The organism is Pseudomonas sp. R32, from assembly GCF_009866705.1.
Lineage (GTDB): Bacteria > Pseudomonadota > Gammaproteobacteria > Pseudomonadales > Pseudomonadaceae > Aquipseudomonas > Aquipseudomonas donghuensis.
On record NZ_CP019396.1, the window covers coordinates 1,244,558 to 1,261,162 of the forward strand.

Sequence of the window (16,605 nt, forward strand, 5' to 3'; positions counted from 1 at the left end):
GACTCCCGCAATGACTCAACAAGGCGCCGCCGGCGTGGCTACAGCGGTGGCCGAAAGCGTGCAGTACCAGGGCCGCAAGGCCAGCCGCGAAGGTAGCGAACTTCGCCGCCAGCAAATCCTTGATGCGGCCATGCGCATCGTCGTGCGTGATGGCGTGCGTGGCGTACGTCACCGTGCGGTGGCCGCCGAGGCCGGGGTGCCGCTGTCGGCGACCACCTATTACTTCAAGGACATCGAAGACCTGCTCACCGACACCTTCGCCCAGTATGTCGAACGCAGCGCGGCCTACCTGGCCAAACTCTGGGAAAACACCGAGGTGGTGCTGCGCCAGTTGTTGTCCCAGGGCGATGGCAGCCCGCAGTCGCGGGCGCGCCTGGCCGACGAAGTGGCGAAGATGACCACCGACTACGTGCAGCGCCAGTTGCACAACCGCCGTGACTTTCTCATGGCCGAGCAGGCCTTCCGCCAGGAGGCGCTGTTGTGCCCGCGGCTGGCCGAACTGGTCAAGTCACACGAGCAGATCCTCCTGCGCGGCGCCGTGCAGATGCTGCAAGTGGTAGGCTCGCATCAGCCGCAACAGGATGCCCTGGTGTTGACGGCGATTATCGAGCAGATGGAATATCAGGGCCTGCTCGACGGCGAACACGCCCAGGCTGAAGCGCCGATGCTCGCTATTCTTACCCGGTACCTGCATCTGGTATTGGCGTCGGTGTAAGGCGCGAACCTAATTCAAGGAGAGGTTGATGAAAGCCAGAACCCTGCTGTTGGCATTGTCGTTCTTGCTGCTTGGCGGTTGTCTGGTCACCTTCAACGAGCCGATCCCGGCCAATAAGCCCGCGCCCAAGGCCCTGTTGGGCACATGGACGAGCAAGGACGCCTGGGGTGAACCATTGACCCTGCAGATCAGCCGCAGCGGTGGCAACGCCTACAAGGCGGTGGCCATCGGCAAGGACAAGAAGCGCGACGAGTACGCCTTCACTGTGTCCCAGCACGGCAATCGCTGGTACCTCTCGGCCGGCGTGCCCAAACGCCTGGGCGGCAATTTCCTGATCGGCGGTTTCGAAGTGCTCGATAACAAGGAACTGGTGGTCTACAACCTCGATGTCGAGCAGGTCAACCAGGCCGTACGCAAGAAAGAACTCAGTGGCCGCACCATCGAGGTGCCGGAAGACAACGGCGAAGGCATCCTGATCGACAGCCCGGCCGAGCGTGTCCTGGCCTATCTGGACGACCCGGCCAACTCCGACCTGTTCATCGAAGTGGCGCGCTTCACGCGGGCCGGCAAGTGATAGTTGCAACTCAAGGAGTGTAGGGTGGACGAGTACCAGCAGACGATACGCGCCCTGTCTGATCGCATTGTCCTGGCGCAAACGCCCATTCGCGTGCTCGATGCGGTGAAGTGGGACGACAGCATTCGCCAGGGTTTCCTCATGTCCAAAGGCAAGGAGCCGCCAGCGGTAGACCGCGCCTATTACCAGGGCCGGCCCTTGTCGTTCGATTCGGCGGCGGTCAAGCTCGAGTTCCAGAACATCGAGCGCGACATCACTCGCCAGCTTGGCCAGTTCAACCCGGTCGGGCAGATCATGCGGCGCATGTGCAAGGAATACCGCATGGTGGTGCGCATGCTCGAAGCGCGTGGCACCGAGGATTTCGGCCTGATCTCCCAAGAGCTGTATGGCGCCGCCTCCGACGCCTTCCATGCCGGTGACCCGACCCTGGCCGACTTGGGCCTGATGCTCTCGGATTACCTGAACAACATCGACGGCCGCGGCGACCTCAAGGACGAGCCGAAGAACCTCACCGCCAAGCAGGCCGTGGAGATGCTCCAGGGCCGCCTGAACAAAGTGTTCAATGAGGCTGAAGACACCATCCGCGTGTTCGAGTCCGACGGTATCGTCGCCGACGCCGCCGCCGGTGCCGACTACATCAAGATCCGCGCCGACGCCATGTTCAACAGCCGCGACGTACGGGCGCTGGAGGTGCATGAAGGCCTGGTGCACGTCGGCACTACCCTGAACGGCCTCAACCAGCCGATTTGCACCTTCCTGGCCAAGGGCCCGCCCTCATCGACCGTGACCCAGGAGGGCCTGGCGATCCTCATGGAGGTGATCGCCTTTGCCTCCTACCCCAGCCGCCTGCGCAAGCTGACCAACCGTACCCGGGCCATCCATATGGTCGAGGAGGGCGCGGATTTCATGCAGGTCTATGAGTTTTTCCGCGCCCAGGGCTTCGAGATGGCCGAAAGCTACGGCAACGCCAGCCGGGTATTCCGCGGGTCGGTGCCCAACGGCCTGCCGTTTACCAAGGACTTGTCCTACCTCAAGGGCTTTATCATGGTTTACAACTATATTCAGTTGGCCGTGCGCAAGGGCAAGCTCGAACAGATCCCCTTGTTGTTCTGCGGCAAGACCACCCTTGAAGACATGCGCACCTTGCGCCAACTGGTCGATGAAGGCCTGGTGGAACCGCCCAAGTACCTGCCGGAGCAGTTTCGCGACCTCAACGCGCTGTCGGCCTGGATGTGTTTCTCCAACTTCCTCAACCACCTGAGCCTGGACCGGATTGAAGCCGATTATTCGAACATTCTCTGATGCATGGCGCAGGCCCCTGGGCCTGCTGCTGGTGCTGCTGAGTCTGGGCGGCTGCAGTTCACTGTTGTTCTTTCCCGAGCCTGGCCAGCCGTTCACCCCGGAAAAAGCCAGGCTCGAGTACCGCGACGTTACCCTGACCGCGGCCGACGGCACCCGCCTGCACGGCTGGTGGCTGCCGGCCAAGGCCGGTGTCGAGGTCAAGGGCACGGTGCTGCACCTGCATGGCAATGGCGGCAACCTGGCCTGGCACCTGGGTGGCAGCTGGTGGTTGCCGGAGCAGGGTTATCAGGTGCTGTTGCTCGACTACCGCGGTTACGGCCTGTCCGAGGGCAAACCGCAGTTGCCCGAGGTCTACCAGGACATCGCCGCAGCGCTGGACTGGCTGGACCAGGCGCCCGAGGTGCAGGGCAAACCACAGGTCCTGCTCGGTCAAAGCCTGGGCGGTTCAATGGCCATTCACTACCTGGCCGAGCATCCCCGGCAGGCCGAGCGCTTCAAGGCCATGGTCTTCGATGGCGTGCCGGCCAGCTATCGCCAGGTCGGGCGGTTTGCCCTGAGCAACTCCTGGATGACTTGGCCGCTACAGGTGCCGTTGTCGTGGCTGGTGCCCGATGGCGACAGTGCGATCCATTCGATTGCTCGGATCAAGGCGCCGCCCAAGTTGTTTTTCCACAGCATCGACGACCCCATCGTGCCGCTGGCCAACGGCATCCAGTTGTACCAGGCTGCGCCACCACCGAGGGTGTTGCAGCTGACCCGTGGCGGGCATGTGCAGACCTTTGCCGACAAGACCTGGCGCCAGGTCATGTTGCGCTTTCTGGACGACCCGAGCCATTTCAACGGGCTGCGGCGCCTGGCCGAAGTCCCCAATTACCCTGACGAGAAGTCGCAATGAGTGAAGAACGCAACGCCATCCCGCTGATCATTACCGGTGTCTGCAGCATCATCGGTACCGTCGCGGCCCTGTGGTACTACGGTTACCTGCATTTCGCCAAGCCTGAGGATGCCTTGCTGTTGTCCGATTTCACCATGCTCAAGACCATTCCGGGCGAGGACTACAAGATCTCCCTGCAGCCGGCCAACCAGGTGGCGCAATGCGTTGATGGTGTGCTGGTGTTGTTCGACACCGCGCAGAAGGGCCTGACCGGCGTTCTGGTGAACAACAAGAAGCAGGCCGTGCGCTGCCTGGGGCAGGAGACCCCGCAAGAAGTCCAGTAAGCCCCGGGGCTGCTTTGCAGCCCAATCGCCGGCAAGGCCGGCTTGTGTCTTGAGGTAGGAATAGAATCAGAAGTGAGAGCGGTGAATGGCAAGCTGCACGCCGGTAGTGCTCAAAGCACGTGTGGGAGCAAAGCTGCCATTCACCTCTCCACTCTGGCCCGAGCCCGAACAGTTGATTGAGCGCCTCTCGAATCACAAGCGTGGGCCAAGCCAGAGCGCTCTCACAACTGAGTGTAAGAGGGTTCAGCCATGTTGTCTTCTGTTGGAATCGACACTGCCAAAGCCACTTTGGAAATCTGCATCAAACCTCAAAAAATCCGCTTCGAAGTGGCCAACAACTCCGCAGGCTTCGAGGCGTTGCTTGAGCGTCTGAAGGACTTCAAGATCAGTCGAGTGCTGATCGAAGCGACAGGCGGCTACGAGAAAGATGTGTTGATCGCCCTGGCCTCAGCAGGACTGGAAACCATCTGCATCAACCCAGCCCGTGCCCGAAAATTCGCCGATGCCATGGGTAAAAAAGCCAAAACCGACAAGATCGACGCCGAAGTCCTTGCGGACTTCGCTGCACACCTCAGCGCCCCTCAAGGCCAACCGGTCAGCCCTGAACGCGAAGAGCTGCGAGAGCTGGTGAAGCAGCGCGCCCAATTTGTGCAGAGCCGTGATGACGACAAGCGGCGTCGCCAGCAATGTCGCTCGGCAACAGTGATGGCCCACTTCGATGAGCATATAGAGCAGCTGAAAGTGCTGATCAAACGCCTCGACGAAGAAATTGATCAGGCGATGGTGCAACTGGACGATACCAGGGCGCGTCAGTTATTGGCAGTGACCGGAATCGGTCGGGTAACCGCCGCAAATCTGCTCGCCTCACTGCCTGAACTGGGACAGTTGGACCGCCGTCAGATCGCCGCGCTGGTGGGCGTAGCGCCTTACAACAACGATAGCGGTAGCCATCGAGGGCACCGCCAGATATGGGGTGGTCGGGCCCATGTAAGGCGAGTGCTGTACATGTCGAGCTGGATCATCATCCGTCACAACACAGAATTTAAAGCACGCTACGAAGCACTTCGGGAGCGTGGGAAGTGCGCCAAGGTAGCCCTCGTAGCCTGTATGCGGGTGCTGATCGTCAGGCTGAATGCAATGCTGCGGGACAATACCCCTTGGCGAGTGCAAACAGCCTGATCAAGACAGTTGCTCCCACAGGAGGGGTAAATGCAGGCCCTCTGCGGGAGCGGCGGTGCGACGCCTCGACTTGACCCGCGATGAGGCCCGCAACACAAACAAGAATCCCGCCAGACTCGGCGGGATTTTTGTTACTGCGCAGCGAACATCAGTTCAGCTGGCTCACCGAGCGCGGTGCCACTGGCTGGTTGTCATTGGAAATGGTCACTTCCACCCGCCGGTTCTGGGCACGGCCCGAGTTGCTGGTGTTCTCGGCAACCGGATACTCCTTGCCGTACCCCTGGGCGACGATCCGCGCCGGATCCACCCCGGCACGTACCAGCGCCATGCGCACGGCGGCGGCGCGACGCTCGGACAGCGACTGGTTGTAGTTGGCGCTGCCTTTGCTGTCGGTGTAGCCCTCGACGATCACCTTGCGGTCAGGGTTCTCCTGAAGGAACTGCGCCAGCTTGGTGATGTTCGGGTAGGCGCTGCTCTTGAGGTTGGCCTTGTCGAAGTCGAACAGCACGTCACCGAAGGTCACCAGGGTGCCGCGGTCGGTCTGTTTGGCATTGAGGCTATCCTGCAGCTTCTTGATCTGCGCATCGCGGGCATCAAGACGGGCCTGGGCACGCTGGGCGGCAGCGTTCTTCAGGTTGCCTTCGGCGGTACGCAGGGCAATGGTCTGCTTGGCCACTTCAACTCGCTGGTTGGTCAGGTAGGCGAGCTGGTCGACCTTGTTCTGGTCTTCCTTGTCCATGTAGGCCTGGTCGGCCTTGTTCAGCCAGTCCTGGGCGTCCTTGGTTTCCAGGGCCGCGACCTTGGCGGCCTGCGGATTGCTCTGCAGGGCGGAGAAGTTGCTCCGGGCCGACTCCAGGTTGGCGTTCGGCTGCGTCGCGCAGGCGGCCAGGCCAACGCTCAGGGCCAGAAGGGCTGGGATCATCACGTGATTACGCATAATGGTTCATCCTTTGATCGATTACGAATGCACGGGTCGGCGGGCGGGCGTCACTCGACGCTGCGCATGCCTTCCTCACGCAGGTCCTGAACGCCCTGGCGGGCATCCTGTACGGCTTTCTCGGCCTTGGCGGCCTGGGCCTTGCGCTCGGCGACGCGGGCGTCCCACTCGGCCTGTTCGGCCAGGCGCTTGGCGTCGTCGTACTGCTTGTCGTGCATGGCGATTTCCGCCTGTTTGAGCTTGTCCTGCGCGGCCTTCATTTCAACGGCGGCAAACTCGGTAGCGCCGGCGCTGACAGCGGAATTGACCGCCGATTGCGTCACAGCGTACTGCTCGCTGGGTGGATTGCCGGCACAGCCGGCCAGGACCAGGCTGCTGCCCAGTGCCAGCGCGGCCAGTTTGAGCCCGCGCAGGTGAGTGGATGAGGTGTTTGCGGTACGGGTCTGCATGGTGGTCAACTCCATTGGATCACTCCTGATGAACAACGAATTCCATAACAGTCCATCGGCGTGCCCCATCAGCGTCGGGAGTGCTTTTACCCGGTTCTGAGAGGGTTTTGCCGTAATGGCTATTGGCTGTGACCGAAGCGTTTTTTCAATAGTTCAGAAAAATGTGCCGCGTGGTTACGGTTTTTTCTGACTGATCGGTCAGTGGTTTTTTCGTTGAACTTTCAGCTGTGTCCGCGGTACGCGAGCGCCTGCGCAGGCGCTCGGAACGCAGCTGCAGACGGGGTGAATCAAGCGCTGATGTCGCCTTTGGCGCTGCTCATTTCCTGTAGGTAACGGCGAGACAGCGCAAGAAAACGCGGGGTCGGCCCGATGTCTTCGTAGAGCGGATCGCCTTCTTCATCGGTGGCAATCACCTGCGAGCCCTGGACATAGGGGAAGCTCGCTTCCAGCTCCTCAAGCGCTGCCCCCAGCAGCTCGCCGAGCAGCTCTTCGGGCTGGCGCTTGGGGTACATTTCGGCCAGGGCCGCCAGGCGCGCCGCTGCTTCCATGTCCAGGTGCAGGACATGGCCAGTGGGGCTCAACGGGCCTTTGGCGTTCTGTTCCCAATGCTGGGCAAGATCACGGATTTTCATGATGTTCTCCTGTGGGCCTGAGTTGAGCGCTGAGCTGAGTCCGAAGTTGAGCCCTAAGTTGAGCGTAGTTCAGCCGTGGCTCTGCCTTGAAGCTCGACCACTACTGGGGCACTCTGGGCCCAGAGCGGTTTTCCCGAATGCCGGAGACAGGGCTGATGACTGATATCGATGTGCGCTTGCGTGAAGATGTTCATTTGTTGGGCGAGTTGTTGGGCGACACCGTGCGCGAGCAGCACGGCGAAGCGTTTTTGCAGACCATCGAGGACATTCGCCGCAGTGCCAAGGCCGACCGCAGCGGCAGTGCCGAGCAACTGAGCTCGACCCTCAACGACCTGGCCGAAGACGAACTGCTGCCGGTGGCCCGGGCCTTCAACCAGTTTCTCAACCTGGCCAACATCGCCGAGCAGTATCAGCTGATCCGCCGCCGCGACGCCGGCCAGCCCGAACCTTTCGAAGCCCGTGTGCTGCCCGAGTTGCTGGCGCGGCTCAAGGCTGCCGGCCACAGCGACGATGCCCTGGCCCGGCAACTGGGCAAACTGAGCATTGAACTGGTGCTGACCGCTCACCCGACTGAAGTGGCCCGGCGCACCCTGATCCAGAAGTACGACGCGATTGCCGCGCAGCTGGCCGCCCAGGATCACCGCGACCTGATCCCCGCCGAGCGCGAGCAGATCCGCGAACGCCTGCAACGCCTGATCGCCGAAGCCTGGCACACCGAAGAAATCCGCCGCACCCGGCCAACTCCGGTGGACGAAGCCAAATGGGGCTTTGCGGTGATCGAGCATTCGCTGTGGCAGGCGATCCCGCATCATTTGCGCAAGGTCGACACGGCCCTGCACCAGGCCACCGGCCTGCGCCTGCCACTGGAGGCGGCGCCGATTCGCTTTGCTTCGTGGATGGGCGGCGACCGCGATGGCAACCCCAATGTCACCGCGCCGGTTACCCGCGAAGTGTTGTTGCTGGCGCGCTGGATGGCCGCTGACCTGTTCTTGCGTGATATCGATGCCCTGGCTGCCGAGCTGTCGATGCAGCAGGCCAGCGAGGCGCTCAGGGCCAAAGTGGGTGACTCCGCCGAGCCCTATCGGGCCGTGCTCAAGCAGTTGCGTGAGCGCTTGCGGATCACCCGTGCCTGGGCCCACGCCTCGTTGACCGCCGCGCAGGCTCCTGCCCCCGAAGTGCTGCAGGACAACCGCGAACTGTTCGAGCCCTTGCAGTTGTGCTTCGAGTCGCTGCACGCCTGTGGCATGGGCGTGATTGCCGATGGCCCGCTGCTTGACTGCCTGCGCCGGGCGGTGACCTTCGGCCTGTTCCTGGTACGCCTGGATGTGCGCCAGGACGCCGCCCGGCACACCTCGGCGCTCAGCGAAATCACCGAATACCTGGGTCTTGGTCGCTATGCCGAGTGGGATGAAGACGCACGCGTCGCCTTCCTGCAGCAGGAACTCAACAGCCGTCGGCCACTGTTGCCAAGCTACTTCAAGCCCCAGGCCGACACCGCCGAAGTGCTTGCCACCTGCCGCGAGATTGCCGCAGCGCCAGCGGCCTCGCTGGGCTCCTATGTCATCTCCATGGCCGGTGCCGCCTCTGATGTGCTGGCGGTGCAACTGCTGCTCAAGGAAGCCGGCGTACTGCGGCCCATGCGCGTGGTGCCGCTGTTCGAAACCCTCGCCGACCTGGACAACGCCGGGCCGGTGATGGAGCGCCTGCTCGGCCTGCCGGGCTACCGCGCCGGCTTGCATGGCCCGCAGGAAGTGATGATCGGCTATTCCGACTCGGCCAAGGATGCCGGTACCACGGCGGCGGCCTGGGCCCAGTACCGCGCCCAGGAAAGCCTGGTGCGCATCTGCCGCGAGCAACAGGTCGAGTTGCTGTTGTTCCACGGTCGCGGCGGTACCGTCGGGCGTGGCGGCGGCCCGGCCCACGCGGCGATCCTGTCGCAGCCGCCGGGGTCGGTGGCGGGGCGTTTCCGTACCACCGAGCAGGGCGAGATGATCCGCTTCAAGTTCGGCCTGCCGGACATCGCCGAGCAGAACCTCAACCTCTACCTGGCCGCGGTGCTGGAGGCGACCTTGCTGCCACCGCCGCCGCCACAACCGGCCTGGCGCGCGCTGATGGACCAGTTGGCCGCCGACGGCGTCAAGGCTTACCGTGGCGTGGTGCGTGACAACCCCGAATTCGTCGAGTACTTCCGTCAATCCACCCCGGAGCAGGAGTTGGGCCGCCTGCCGCTGGGCAGCCGCCCGGCCAAACGTCGCGCCGGCGGGATTGAAAGCCTGCGGGCGATCCCGTGGATTTTCGGCTGGACCCAGACGCGCCTGATGCTGCCGGCCTGGCTTGGCTGGGAAGCGGCACTGAACAATGCCCTGGCCCGTGGCCAGGGGCCGTTGCTGGCCGAGATGCGCGAGCAGTGGCCGTTTTTCCGCACACGCATCGACATGCTGGAAATGGTCCTGGCCAAGGCCGATGCCGATATCGCCCGCTCCTACGACGAACGTCTAGTGCAACCAGAACTGCGACCTTTGGGTGCACATTTGCGCGACCTATTGTCGCAGGCGTGCCAGGTGGTACTGGGGCTGACCGGGCAGCCGGTGCTACTGGCACACAGCCCCGAGACCCTGGAATTCATCCGCTTGCGCAACACCTATCTGGACCCGCTGCATCTATTGCAAGCCGAACTGCTGGCGCGCTCGCGCGGGCGCGAAGCCGCTCTGGATAGCCCGTTGGAACAGGCCTTGCTGGTTACCGTGGCCGGTATCGCGGCGGGTTTGCGCAATACCGGGTGAGTGCAAAACCCGGCCCGCCGATCCGTTGCACAGGGCGGGCAGAATGCTTGTAAAGCAACAGGTTGCGCCCAGCGCAACCTGTGCTCAAGACGGCCACTGTGCACGGGTTTTTCCGACTTTCGACCGCTTGTGTGGCTTGCGGGCGCTGTGTATCTTGAGCAGCCTTTTGATCGAAATTACGATCATCACCCAAATTCCGGGATTGGCCCTGCGTGGCAAACCCACTGATTTGCTTACAAAAAAATGAGGAGCACGAGATGCGCGTAATTCTGCTGGGAGCTCCCGGGGCCGGTAAAGGTACTCAGGCAAAGTTCATCACCGAGAAGTTCGGTATTCCACAGATTTCCACTGGCGACATGCTGCGCGCCGCAGTCAAGGCCGGCACCCCGCTGGGCCTGGAACTGAAGAAGGTCATGGACGCCGGTCAGCTGGTCTCCGACGAACTGATCATCAGCCTGGTCAAAGAGCGCATTGCCCAGGCTGACTGCGCGAACGGCTTCCTGTTCGACGGCTTCCCGCGCACCATTCCTCAGGCTGAAGCCATGAAGGAAGCGGGCGTGACCATCGACAATGTTGTGGAAATCGCCGTAGACGACGAAGAGATCGTGGGTCGTATGGCCGGTCGCCGCGTGCACCTGGCTTCGGGTCGTACCTACCATATCCAGTACAACCCACCGAAGGTGGAAGGCAAGGATGACGCCACTGGCGAAGACCTGATCCAGCGTGATGACGACAAGGAAGAAACCGTACGTCATCGCCTGTCGGTCTACCACACCCAGACCAAGCCTCTGGTTGACTTCTACCAGAAGCTGGCGGCCGCGGAAGGCAAGCCGAAGTACAGCCATATCGAAGGCGTCGGCTCGGTGGATGCGATCACCGCCAAGGTCCTGGCCGCACTGAGCTGATCGACGCTCGGTAGTGCAGACAACGGCCCGCTTGCGGGCCGTTGTTGTTTATAATGCCGCTCTTTTTTCTTGCCCCTGGAACCCCCGATGACCACCTTGCTGGCCCTCGATACCGCCACTGAAGCCTGCTCCGTTGCCTTGCTGCATGACGGCAAGGTTTCCAGCCATTATGAGGTGATCCCGCGCCTGCACGCGCAGAAGCTGCTGCCGATGATCCAGCAACTGCTGGCCGATGCCGGTGTCACCCTGCAACAGCTCGATGCCATCGCCTTTGGCCGTGGCCCGGGTGCCTTCACCGGCGTGCGCATTGCCATTGGCGTGGTCCAGGGCCTGGCGTTTGCCCTGCAACGGCCGGTATTGCCGGTGTCCAACCTGGCCGTGCTGGCCCAGCGTGCCCTGCGCGAGCAGGGCGTACAGCAAGTGGCGGCGGCAATCGATGCGCGCATGGACGAGGTCTACTGGGGCTGCTATCAGAATGTCGACGGCGAAATGCGCCTGCAGGGCACCGAGGCAGTGCTGCCACCGGAGCAGGTTGCGCTGCCGCTTGGCGCCAGCGGCGACTGGTTCGGTGCCGGCACCGGCTGGGGCTATGCCGACCGCCTGGCGGTCAAGGTCAACGCTCAGGATGCCAGCCTGCTGCCCCATGCCCAGGACCTGCTGAGCCTGGCGACGTTCGCCTGGCAGCGTGGCGAGGCCATTGCCGCAGACCTTGCGCAGCCTGTGTACCTGCGCGACAAAGTGGCCACGCCGAAAGCGCGCTGAGTGCAACTCGTCGACTATTCCCAGGCCAAGTAAAACCTTTTGCCCGAACTGTGGTCCAGTTATCAATCGGGCATTAGCGAAGGATCAACGATGCTGCTAAATTGCCATCATTGCTCTTGAGTAATCGCCATGCGTATCGACGGTTTTTCCTCGCAGTCCTACCCCATCAAGCGTGCCCCGCGCAAAGCGCCGGTGCGCAGCGATGATGTGGACGACGAGGATCTGCCGGGCGAGTTCGAAGTGCAGCCGCAAGCCAGCGCCAGCCACGGCCAGGCGCGCCCTGGCGGCCTGCCGGCACGGCCCCAGGACATGATCTTCCCGCGGGCCCGCAACAAACGCACCGCCCATGCCCTGGCCAGCTACCTGACCACTGCCGGTTTCGTTGACTGGGAGATGGAAGTACTGGGGCTGGACCTGTACATTTGATGGATGAGTCTGTCCACGCTTCCCTATTTTGTCGGTTGTCCGTCCTGGAGTGAAAACGCCTGGCGCGAGTACCTGTACCCGGCTGACGCCAAAAGCGGCGAGTTTCTCGGCCTCTACAGCCAGGTCTTCAATGCCGTAGAAGGCAACACCACCTTTTATGCCCGCCCGGCACCGGCGACGATCGAGCGCTGGGCGCAGGTAATGCCCGCGCACTTTCGTTTTACCGCCAAGTTCCCCGGCGATATCAGTCATAGTGGTGACCTGCACGGTCAATTGGCGGCTGCGCAATCCTTCATCGACTTGCTCAAGCCCTTGGGCACACGCGTAGCCCCTTACTGGCTGCAGTTGCCGGCAACCTTCGGTCCGGCGCGCCTCGGTGAGCTGGTGAATTTCCTCGACGAGGCCGCTGTGCCCATCGCCGTGGAGGTACGCAATGCGGCGTTCTTCAGCAAGGGCGATGAAGAGCGCATGCTCAACCGCTTGCTGCTCGATCGCGGCGTCGAGCGCATCTGTCTTGATCCCCGGGCGCTGTTCAGCTGCACGTCGCGCAGCCCCGAGGTGCTTCACGCCCAGTCGAAAAAGCCGCGCGTGCCGCCACGCCCGACCGCCTTCACCCAGCACCCGCAGATACGGTTCATCGGCCACCCCGAGCTTGCTGCCAACGAGCCGTTCCTGCAGCCGTGGCTGGACAAAGTCGCGGCCTGGATCGAGGAGGGGCGCAGCCCCTACGTTTTCTTGCATACTGCCGACAACCGCCTGGCCGCCGCCCTGGCCCAGCGTTTCCATCAGGGCCTGATGGAACGTCTGCCGGGGCTTGCAGCCTTGCCTGAACTGGACAGGACACCAGAAGCCGAACAACTCGGCTTGCTCTGACCTGCCCTGCCGCCTGCCCGGGAGTCATGATCATGGATGTGCAAACCCTGCGTGCCGAAGCCTTCAAAGCCCTGCATGAACGCGATGGCGCCTTCGTCATTCCCAACCCCTGGGATGCCGGTTCCGCCAAGTTGCTGGCCAGCCTCGGCTTCGAGGCGCTGGCCACCACCAGTGCCGGGCTGGCGTTCTCCCTGGGGCGTCCGGATGCCGAAGGGGCCATGAGCCTGGATGAAACCCTCGATAACGCCCGTTGCATTGTCGACGCCACGGCGTTGCCGGTGGCCGCGGACCTGGAGAATGGCTTCAGCGACGATCCCAAGGGGGGCGCCGAGGCGATCCTGCAGGGCGCCGCCGTCGGCCTGGTCGGCGGTTCCATCGAGGATGCCAGCGGCAACGCCGAAGACCCGATCTACAGCTTTCATCACGCCGTGGAGCGGGTCGAAGCGGCGGTGGCCGCCGCCCGTAGCCTGGACTTCCCGTTCATGCTCTGTGCCCGCGCGGAAAACCTGCTGCACGGGCGCATGGACCTGGATGACACCATCGCCCGCCTGCAGGCCTTCGCCGAAGCCGGCGCCGATGTGCTCTATGCCCCGGGCCTGCGCACCGCGCAAGAGATCCGCCGTGTGGTGCGGGCGGTAGCGCCCAAGCCGGTCAACGTACTGATGGGCCTGAGCGGTGTGCAGCTGAGTTTTGCCGATGTCCAGGCCCTTGGTGTCAAGCGCATCAGTGTTGGCTCGTCGCTGGCGCGGGCGGCCTACGGGGCGTTTTTCTACGCCGCGCAACGGATTCACGATCAAGGCCGTTTCGACTACGCCGACCAGGCGTTGTCGTTCGACCAGCTCAACCAGTTATTCAGGCGTTGATCGACCATGCGCAAAGGACTGCTCGCTGTGCTGTGCCTGATGTCGATTGCCGTAAGCGTCGTTGCCTGGCGCATGGGCTGGCGTTTGCCGGATGCCTGGAACCCCTGGGCGGCGCTGGATGTGCGCCAGCCGCCGAACCTGCTGACACCGTATAAGCTGGGCCGTCTGCAGGATGATCCGCAGCTGTGCGAGCAGGCCCTGGCAACCTCGAACCTGCGCTATCGCAGGCAGTCCGACAGCCCGGCCAACGCGCCGTGCCCGCTGGAAAACGTGGTGCGGGTCGAAGGCTCCTCGGTGCGCCTGAGCAGCAGCTTTCTCGCCAGTTGCCCGATGGCGGTGGCTTATGCGCTGTTCGAGCGCCATGCCCTGCAACCGGCGGCGCAGCGTGCTTTTGCCCAACCGGTGGTGCAGGTCGATCACCTGGGCAGCTTCGCCTGTCGCAACATGTACAACCGCAAGAATGGCCGCCTCAGCCAGCACGCCACGGCCAACGCCCTGGACATCGCCGGCTTTCGCCTGGCCGACGGGCAGCGTATTCAGTTGCTCAAGGACTGGCCGGGGGAGGGCGTCAAAGCGAAGTTCTTAAGGGATGTGCACGCCAGTGCCTGCGACAGCTTCAATACGGTGCTGGGGCCCGACTACAACGGCGCGCACCGTAATCACTTTCATCTGGACATGGGCTTCTGGCAGATCTGCCGCTGAGGCTCAGGCGGCGATGCGCACGTTGTTCAGCACCACCGGGCGGGCCCAGCGATTGTCGAAGTCCAGCTGCGATTGCTGCACGGCCATGGTGGCTTCGTCGAAAGGTTCGGGTGCCTTGTCCAGCAGGTCCATCTCGAATTCGGCGATCGGCAGGTACAGCGGCTTGGCCTGTGGTGCCGGGCCTGGCTCAGGCAATGGCTGACCCTGGCTCATGACGATCGGGCGTACCCAGGTGTTGCTGATGTCCAACTGACGCTGCTGCTCGATCAGTTCGGCGGCGCTGAACGGCGGCGCGAGTTTTTCCAGCAGTTCAGGTTCGAGTTCGGCAATCGGCATGAACAGCGGCTCGGGCGGGGCCAGTTCGGTGTCATGCACATCGCACAGGCGCTGGCTGTGAATCTGCGCCAGCACCTGGCTGCCGCCCAGCGGTTCGCCGGTGACCTTGTCGAATTGCTCGGCGGCCATGGCCTTGGCTGCGTCTTCCTGACCTTGCTGCTCAGCCAGGGCGCGGGCAAAAAAGTCCTGCCACAGGTGGCTGACGCCGCCCAGTGCCTGGGTATTGTGCCGGCCATAGTCGCCGACGGGCGAGATATAACCTGAGTTGAGCTGAAGAATGTCGGTCATGGCAGTCGCAGAGGGTTCTGGTCTGGCAAAATAGCGAATACTTCGTATATCGGCCGTGGCCGACGATCATTTAATTTTTTTGAGTACAGGATTTGATGGTGGAGCAACTGGCGGACGGCGGCATCCGGGTCGAGGCATTGACGGCCGATTTTCAGGCCCAGGCTGTCGAGTGGGCACAGCGCCTGGAGTTGCCGCTGAGCGACGATAGCGCAGGCTTTGCCGTGCAGGTCGGTGCCAGTGGCCTGCAGATCCAGCAGCTCGGCCCGCAGGCGCCGGGGCCGGTGCGGGTGGATTTCGTCGAAGGCGCGGCGGCCCACCGGCGGGTGTTCGGCGGCGGTAGCGGGCAGATGATCGCCAAGGCCGTGGGTATTGCTCAAGGCGTACGCCCACAGGTGCTCGATGCAACGGCGGGGCTGGGCAAGGACGCTTTCGTGCTGGCCAGCCTTGGCTGCCAGATGACCCTGATCGAACGCCAGCCACTGGTGGCGGCCTTGCTCGAAGATGGCCTGGCCCGCGCCCGCAATGATGCCGAGGTGGGCCCGATCGTCGCGCGCATGCACCTGCTCACCGGCAATGCCATCGAGCACATGCACAACTGGCAGGGCGAACCGCCGCAGGTGATCTACCTCGACCCGATGTTCCCGCACCGCGACAAGAGCGCCCTGGTGAAAAAGGAAATGCGCGTGTTCCGCCCGCTGGTCGGTGACGACCTCGACGCCCCGGCGCTGCTCGCCGCCGCCCTGGCCCTGGCCAGCCACCGGGTGGTGGTCAAGCGCCCGCGCAAGGCGCCGATCATCGACGGGCCCAAGCCCAGCCACTGCCTGGAAGGCAAATCCAGCCGCTACGACATCTACCCGAAAAAAGCCCTCAAGCCTTAGGGGCGGTAGGCGCGCATGAACAGCGCCACCACTTCCTGGACATGGGCCTCGGCGGCCTCGGCATCCAGCGCCGGGGCATAGCCGAGCAACAGGCGGAAGTTGGCCGCGCCCTTGAGCAGGCAGAAGAAGTGCTCGGCGGCGTTGGCCGGCAGCTCGATGCGCAGCAACCCGCGCGCATCCGCCTGGCGCAGCAGCGCCTCCATCTCATGCAGGACCCGCATCGGGCCGGCCTCGAAGAAGATCTGGCTGAGCTTCGGGTCCTGATTGCCCAGGGCCATGATCAGCCGATGCAGCTTGACCGACAGGTCGCTGCTGATCAGCGCCTGAAAACCGCGACCGATCTTCAGCAGCACCTGCTCCAGCGGCACACCTTCAGGCAGCTCGAAGATCAGTTCGGGCAATTGTGCCGTGCAGGTGGCGACCACCGCCGAAGAGAACAGCGTCTCCTTGTCGGTGAAGTGGCTGTAGACCGTGAGTTTTGACACACCTGCCGCTGTCGCGACCGCATCCATGCTGGTGTTGGCATAGCCAAGGGTTAGAAACAGCGTCTTGGCTGCCTCGAGAATGGCCTGGCGTTTTGCCAGGTCCTTGGGCCGGCCGGGGCCGGTAGCAGCAGTGACTTTGGGCATGAGTGAAAAGTTACATATTCCAGTAAGTGCACATGGTACATCGCGACCGGTATTTCGGCGGGCAAATATCGACGTGCTGCGCCCGGCATAAATGTCGGAATTCTCTCGTACGCCTGCTTCCCCGGTCCGGCTCCCTGATTTAATATACCCATCA

Annotated in this window: 19 protein-coding genes; 14 read left to right on the top strand and 5 right to left on the bottom strand. The window is 63.0% G+C overall.

The window, feature by feature from the left end; translation table 11 throughout:
* Positions 1–10 precede the first annotated feature (10 nt).
* The 6 genes from PspR32_RS05645 to PspR32_RS05670 all read left to right on the top strand — a co-directional run bounded on the left by PspR32_RS05645 (position 11) and on the right by PspR32_RS05670 (position 4,988).
* On the top strand, positions 11–715 hold the full coding sequence (locus PspR32_RS05645; RefSeq protein WP_010224904.1) for a TetR/AcrR family transcriptional regulator: 705 nt from the start codon (positions 11–13) through the stop codon (positions 713–715).
* A 28-nt stretch (positions 716–743) separates the two neighbouring features.
* Positions 744–1,289, top strand: a complete 546-nt coding sequence (locus PspR32_RS05650; RefSeq protein WP_036994055.1) for a hypothetical protein — start codon at positions 744–746, stop codon at positions 1,287–1,289.
* 24 nt (positions 1,290–1,313) lie between these two features.
* Positions 1,314–2,591: a flavohemoglobin expression-modulating QEGLA motif protein gene (locus PspR32_RS05655; protein ID WP_010224900.1), complete on the top strand. Its 1,278-nt coding sequence runs from the start codon at positions 1,314–1,316 to the stop codon at positions 2,589–2,591.
* Positions 2,563–3,486 (top strand): alpha/beta hydrolase, encoded by a 924-nt coding sequence (locus PspR32_RS05660; protein ID WP_026001410.1) that lies wholly within the window; start codon positions 2,563–2,565, stop codon positions 3,484–3,486. The genes PspR32_RS05655 and PspR32_RS05660 overlap by 29 nt, the downstream gene beginning before the upstream one ends.
* Positions 3,483–3,809 (top strand): hypothetical protein, encoded by a 327-nt coding sequence (locus tag PspR32_RS05665; protein WP_010224896.1) that lies wholly within the window; start codon positions 3,483–3,485, stop codon positions 3,807–3,809. Before PspR32_RS05660 ends, PspR32_RS05665 begins: the two co-directional genes overlap by 4 nt.
* A 249-nt stretch (positions 3,810–4,058) precedes the next feature.
* Positions 4,059–4,988 (top strand): IS110 family transposase, encoded by a 930-nt coding sequence (locus tag PspR32_RS05670; RefSeq protein WP_159387976.1) that lies wholly within the window; start codon positions 4,059–4,061, stop codon positions 4,986–4,988.
* Positions 4,989–5,136: 148 nt separating this feature from the next.
* Here the strand turns inward: PspR32_RS05670 and PspR32_RS05675 are convergent, their stop codons facing one another.
* The 3 genes from PspR32_RS05675 to PspR32_RS05685 all read right to left on the bottom strand — a co-directional run bounded on the left by PspR32_RS05675 (position 5,137) and on the right by PspR32_RS05685 (position 7,006).
* Positions 5,137–5,925: an OmpA family protein gene (locus tag PspR32_RS05675; protein WP_010224894.1), complete on the bottom strand. Its 789-nt coding sequence runs from the start codon at positions 5,923–5,925 to the stop codon at positions 5,137–5,139.
* A gap of 50 nt (positions 5,926–5,975) precedes the next feature.
* The gene (locus PspR32_RS05680; protein ID WP_010224892.1) at positions 5,976–6,389 is read right to left on the bottom strand and encodes a DUF4398 domain-containing protein; all 414 of its coding nucleotides are present in this window, start codon (positions 6,387–6,389) and stop codon (positions 5,976–5,978) included.
* 272 nt (positions 6,390–6,661) lie between these two features.
* Positions 6,662–7,006, bottom strand: coding sequence for a hypothetical protein (locus PspR32_RS05685; RefSeq protein WP_010224891.1), 345 nt, complete (start codon positions 7,004–7,006; stop codon positions 6,662–6,664).
* A 155-nt stretch (positions 7,007–7,161) separates the two neighbouring features.
* Between PspR32_RS05685 and ppc the strand changes: the two genes are divergently transcribed.
* The 7 genes from ppc (at position 7,162) to PspR32_RS05720 (ending at position 14,320) form a co-directional block, all read left to right on the top strand.
* Positions 7,162–9,789 (top strand): phosphoenolpyruvate carboxylase, encoded by a 2,628-nt coding sequence (gene ppc, locus PspR32_RS05690; protein WP_010224890.1) that lies wholly within the window; start codon positions 7,162–7,164, stop codon positions 9,787–9,789.
* Positions 9,790–10,046: 257 nt separating this feature from the next.
* On the top strand, positions 10,047–10,694 hold the full coding sequence (gene adk, locus PspR32_RS05695; RefSeq protein WP_010224889.1) for an adenylate kinase: 648 nt from the start codon (positions 10,047–10,049) through the stop codon (positions 10,692–10,694).
* An 87-nt stretch (positions 10,695–10,781) separates the two neighbouring features.
* Positions 10,782–11,456, top strand: a complete 675-nt coding sequence (gene tsaB, locus PspR32_RS05700; RefSeq protein WP_036994060.1) for a tRNA (adenosine(37)-N6)-threonylcarbamoyltransferase complex dimerization subunit type 1 TsaB — start codon at positions 10,782–10,784, stop codon at positions 11,454–11,456.
* Between the two features lie 129 nt (positions 11,457–11,585).
* Positions 11,586–11,882 carry a hypothetical protein gene (locus PspR32_RS05705; RefSeq protein WP_010224887.1) on the top strand — a complete coding sequence of 99 codons (297 nt, stop codon included), beginning with the start codon at positions 11,586–11,588 and terminating at the stop codon, positions 11,880–11,882.
* Positions 11,883–11,885: 3 nt separating this feature from the next.
* Entirely contained in the window at positions 11,886–12,755 is an 870-nt protein-coding gene (locus PspR32_RS05710) for a DUF72 domain-containing protein (RefSeq protein WP_010224886.1), read from the top strand.
* Between the two features lie 32 nt (positions 12,756–12,787).
* Positions 12,788–13,618 carry an isocitrate lyase/PEP mutase family protein gene (locus PspR32_RS05715; RefSeq protein ID WP_159388187.1) on the top strand — a complete coding sequence of 277 codons (831 nt, stop codon included), beginning with the start codon at positions 12,788–12,790 and terminating at the stop codon, positions 13,616–13,618.
* 6 nt (positions 13,619–13,624) lie between these two features.
* A complete protein-coding gene (locus PspR32_RS05720) occupies positions 13,625–14,320 on the top strand; it encodes an extensin-like domain-containing protein (RefSeq protein ID WP_010224883.1) in 696 nt (231 codons plus the stop codon).
* Positions 14,321–14,323: 3 nt separating this feature from the next.
* Here PspR32_RS05720 and PspR32_RS05725 read toward each other — a convergent pair whose 3' ends face one another.
* A complete protein-coding gene (locus PspR32_RS05725; RefSeq protein WP_159388188.1) occupies positions 14,324–14,944 on the bottom strand; it encodes an energy transducer TonB in 621 nt (206 codons plus the stop codon).
* Positions 14,945–15,039: 95 nt separating this feature from the next.
* Here PspR32_RS05725 and PspR32_RS05730 point away from each other — a divergent pair, with 95 nt between their 5' ends.
* On the top strand, positions 15,040–15,822 hold the full coding sequence (locus PspR32_RS05730) for a class I SAM-dependent methyltransferase (RefSeq protein WP_010224880.1): 783 nt from the start codon (positions 15,040–15,042) through the stop codon (positions 15,820–15,822).
* On the opposite strand, the gene PspR32_RS05735 is transcribed toward PspR32_RS05730, so the two are convergent.
* On the bottom strand, positions 15,819–16,451 hold the full coding sequence (locus PspR32_RS05735) for a TetR/AcrR family transcriptional regulator (protein ID WP_010224879.1): 633 nt from the start codon (positions 16,449–16,451) through the stop codon (positions 15,819–15,821). The genes PspR32_RS05730 and PspR32_RS05735 overlap by 4 nt on opposite strands.
* Positions 16,452–16,605 lie beyond the last annotated feature (154 nt).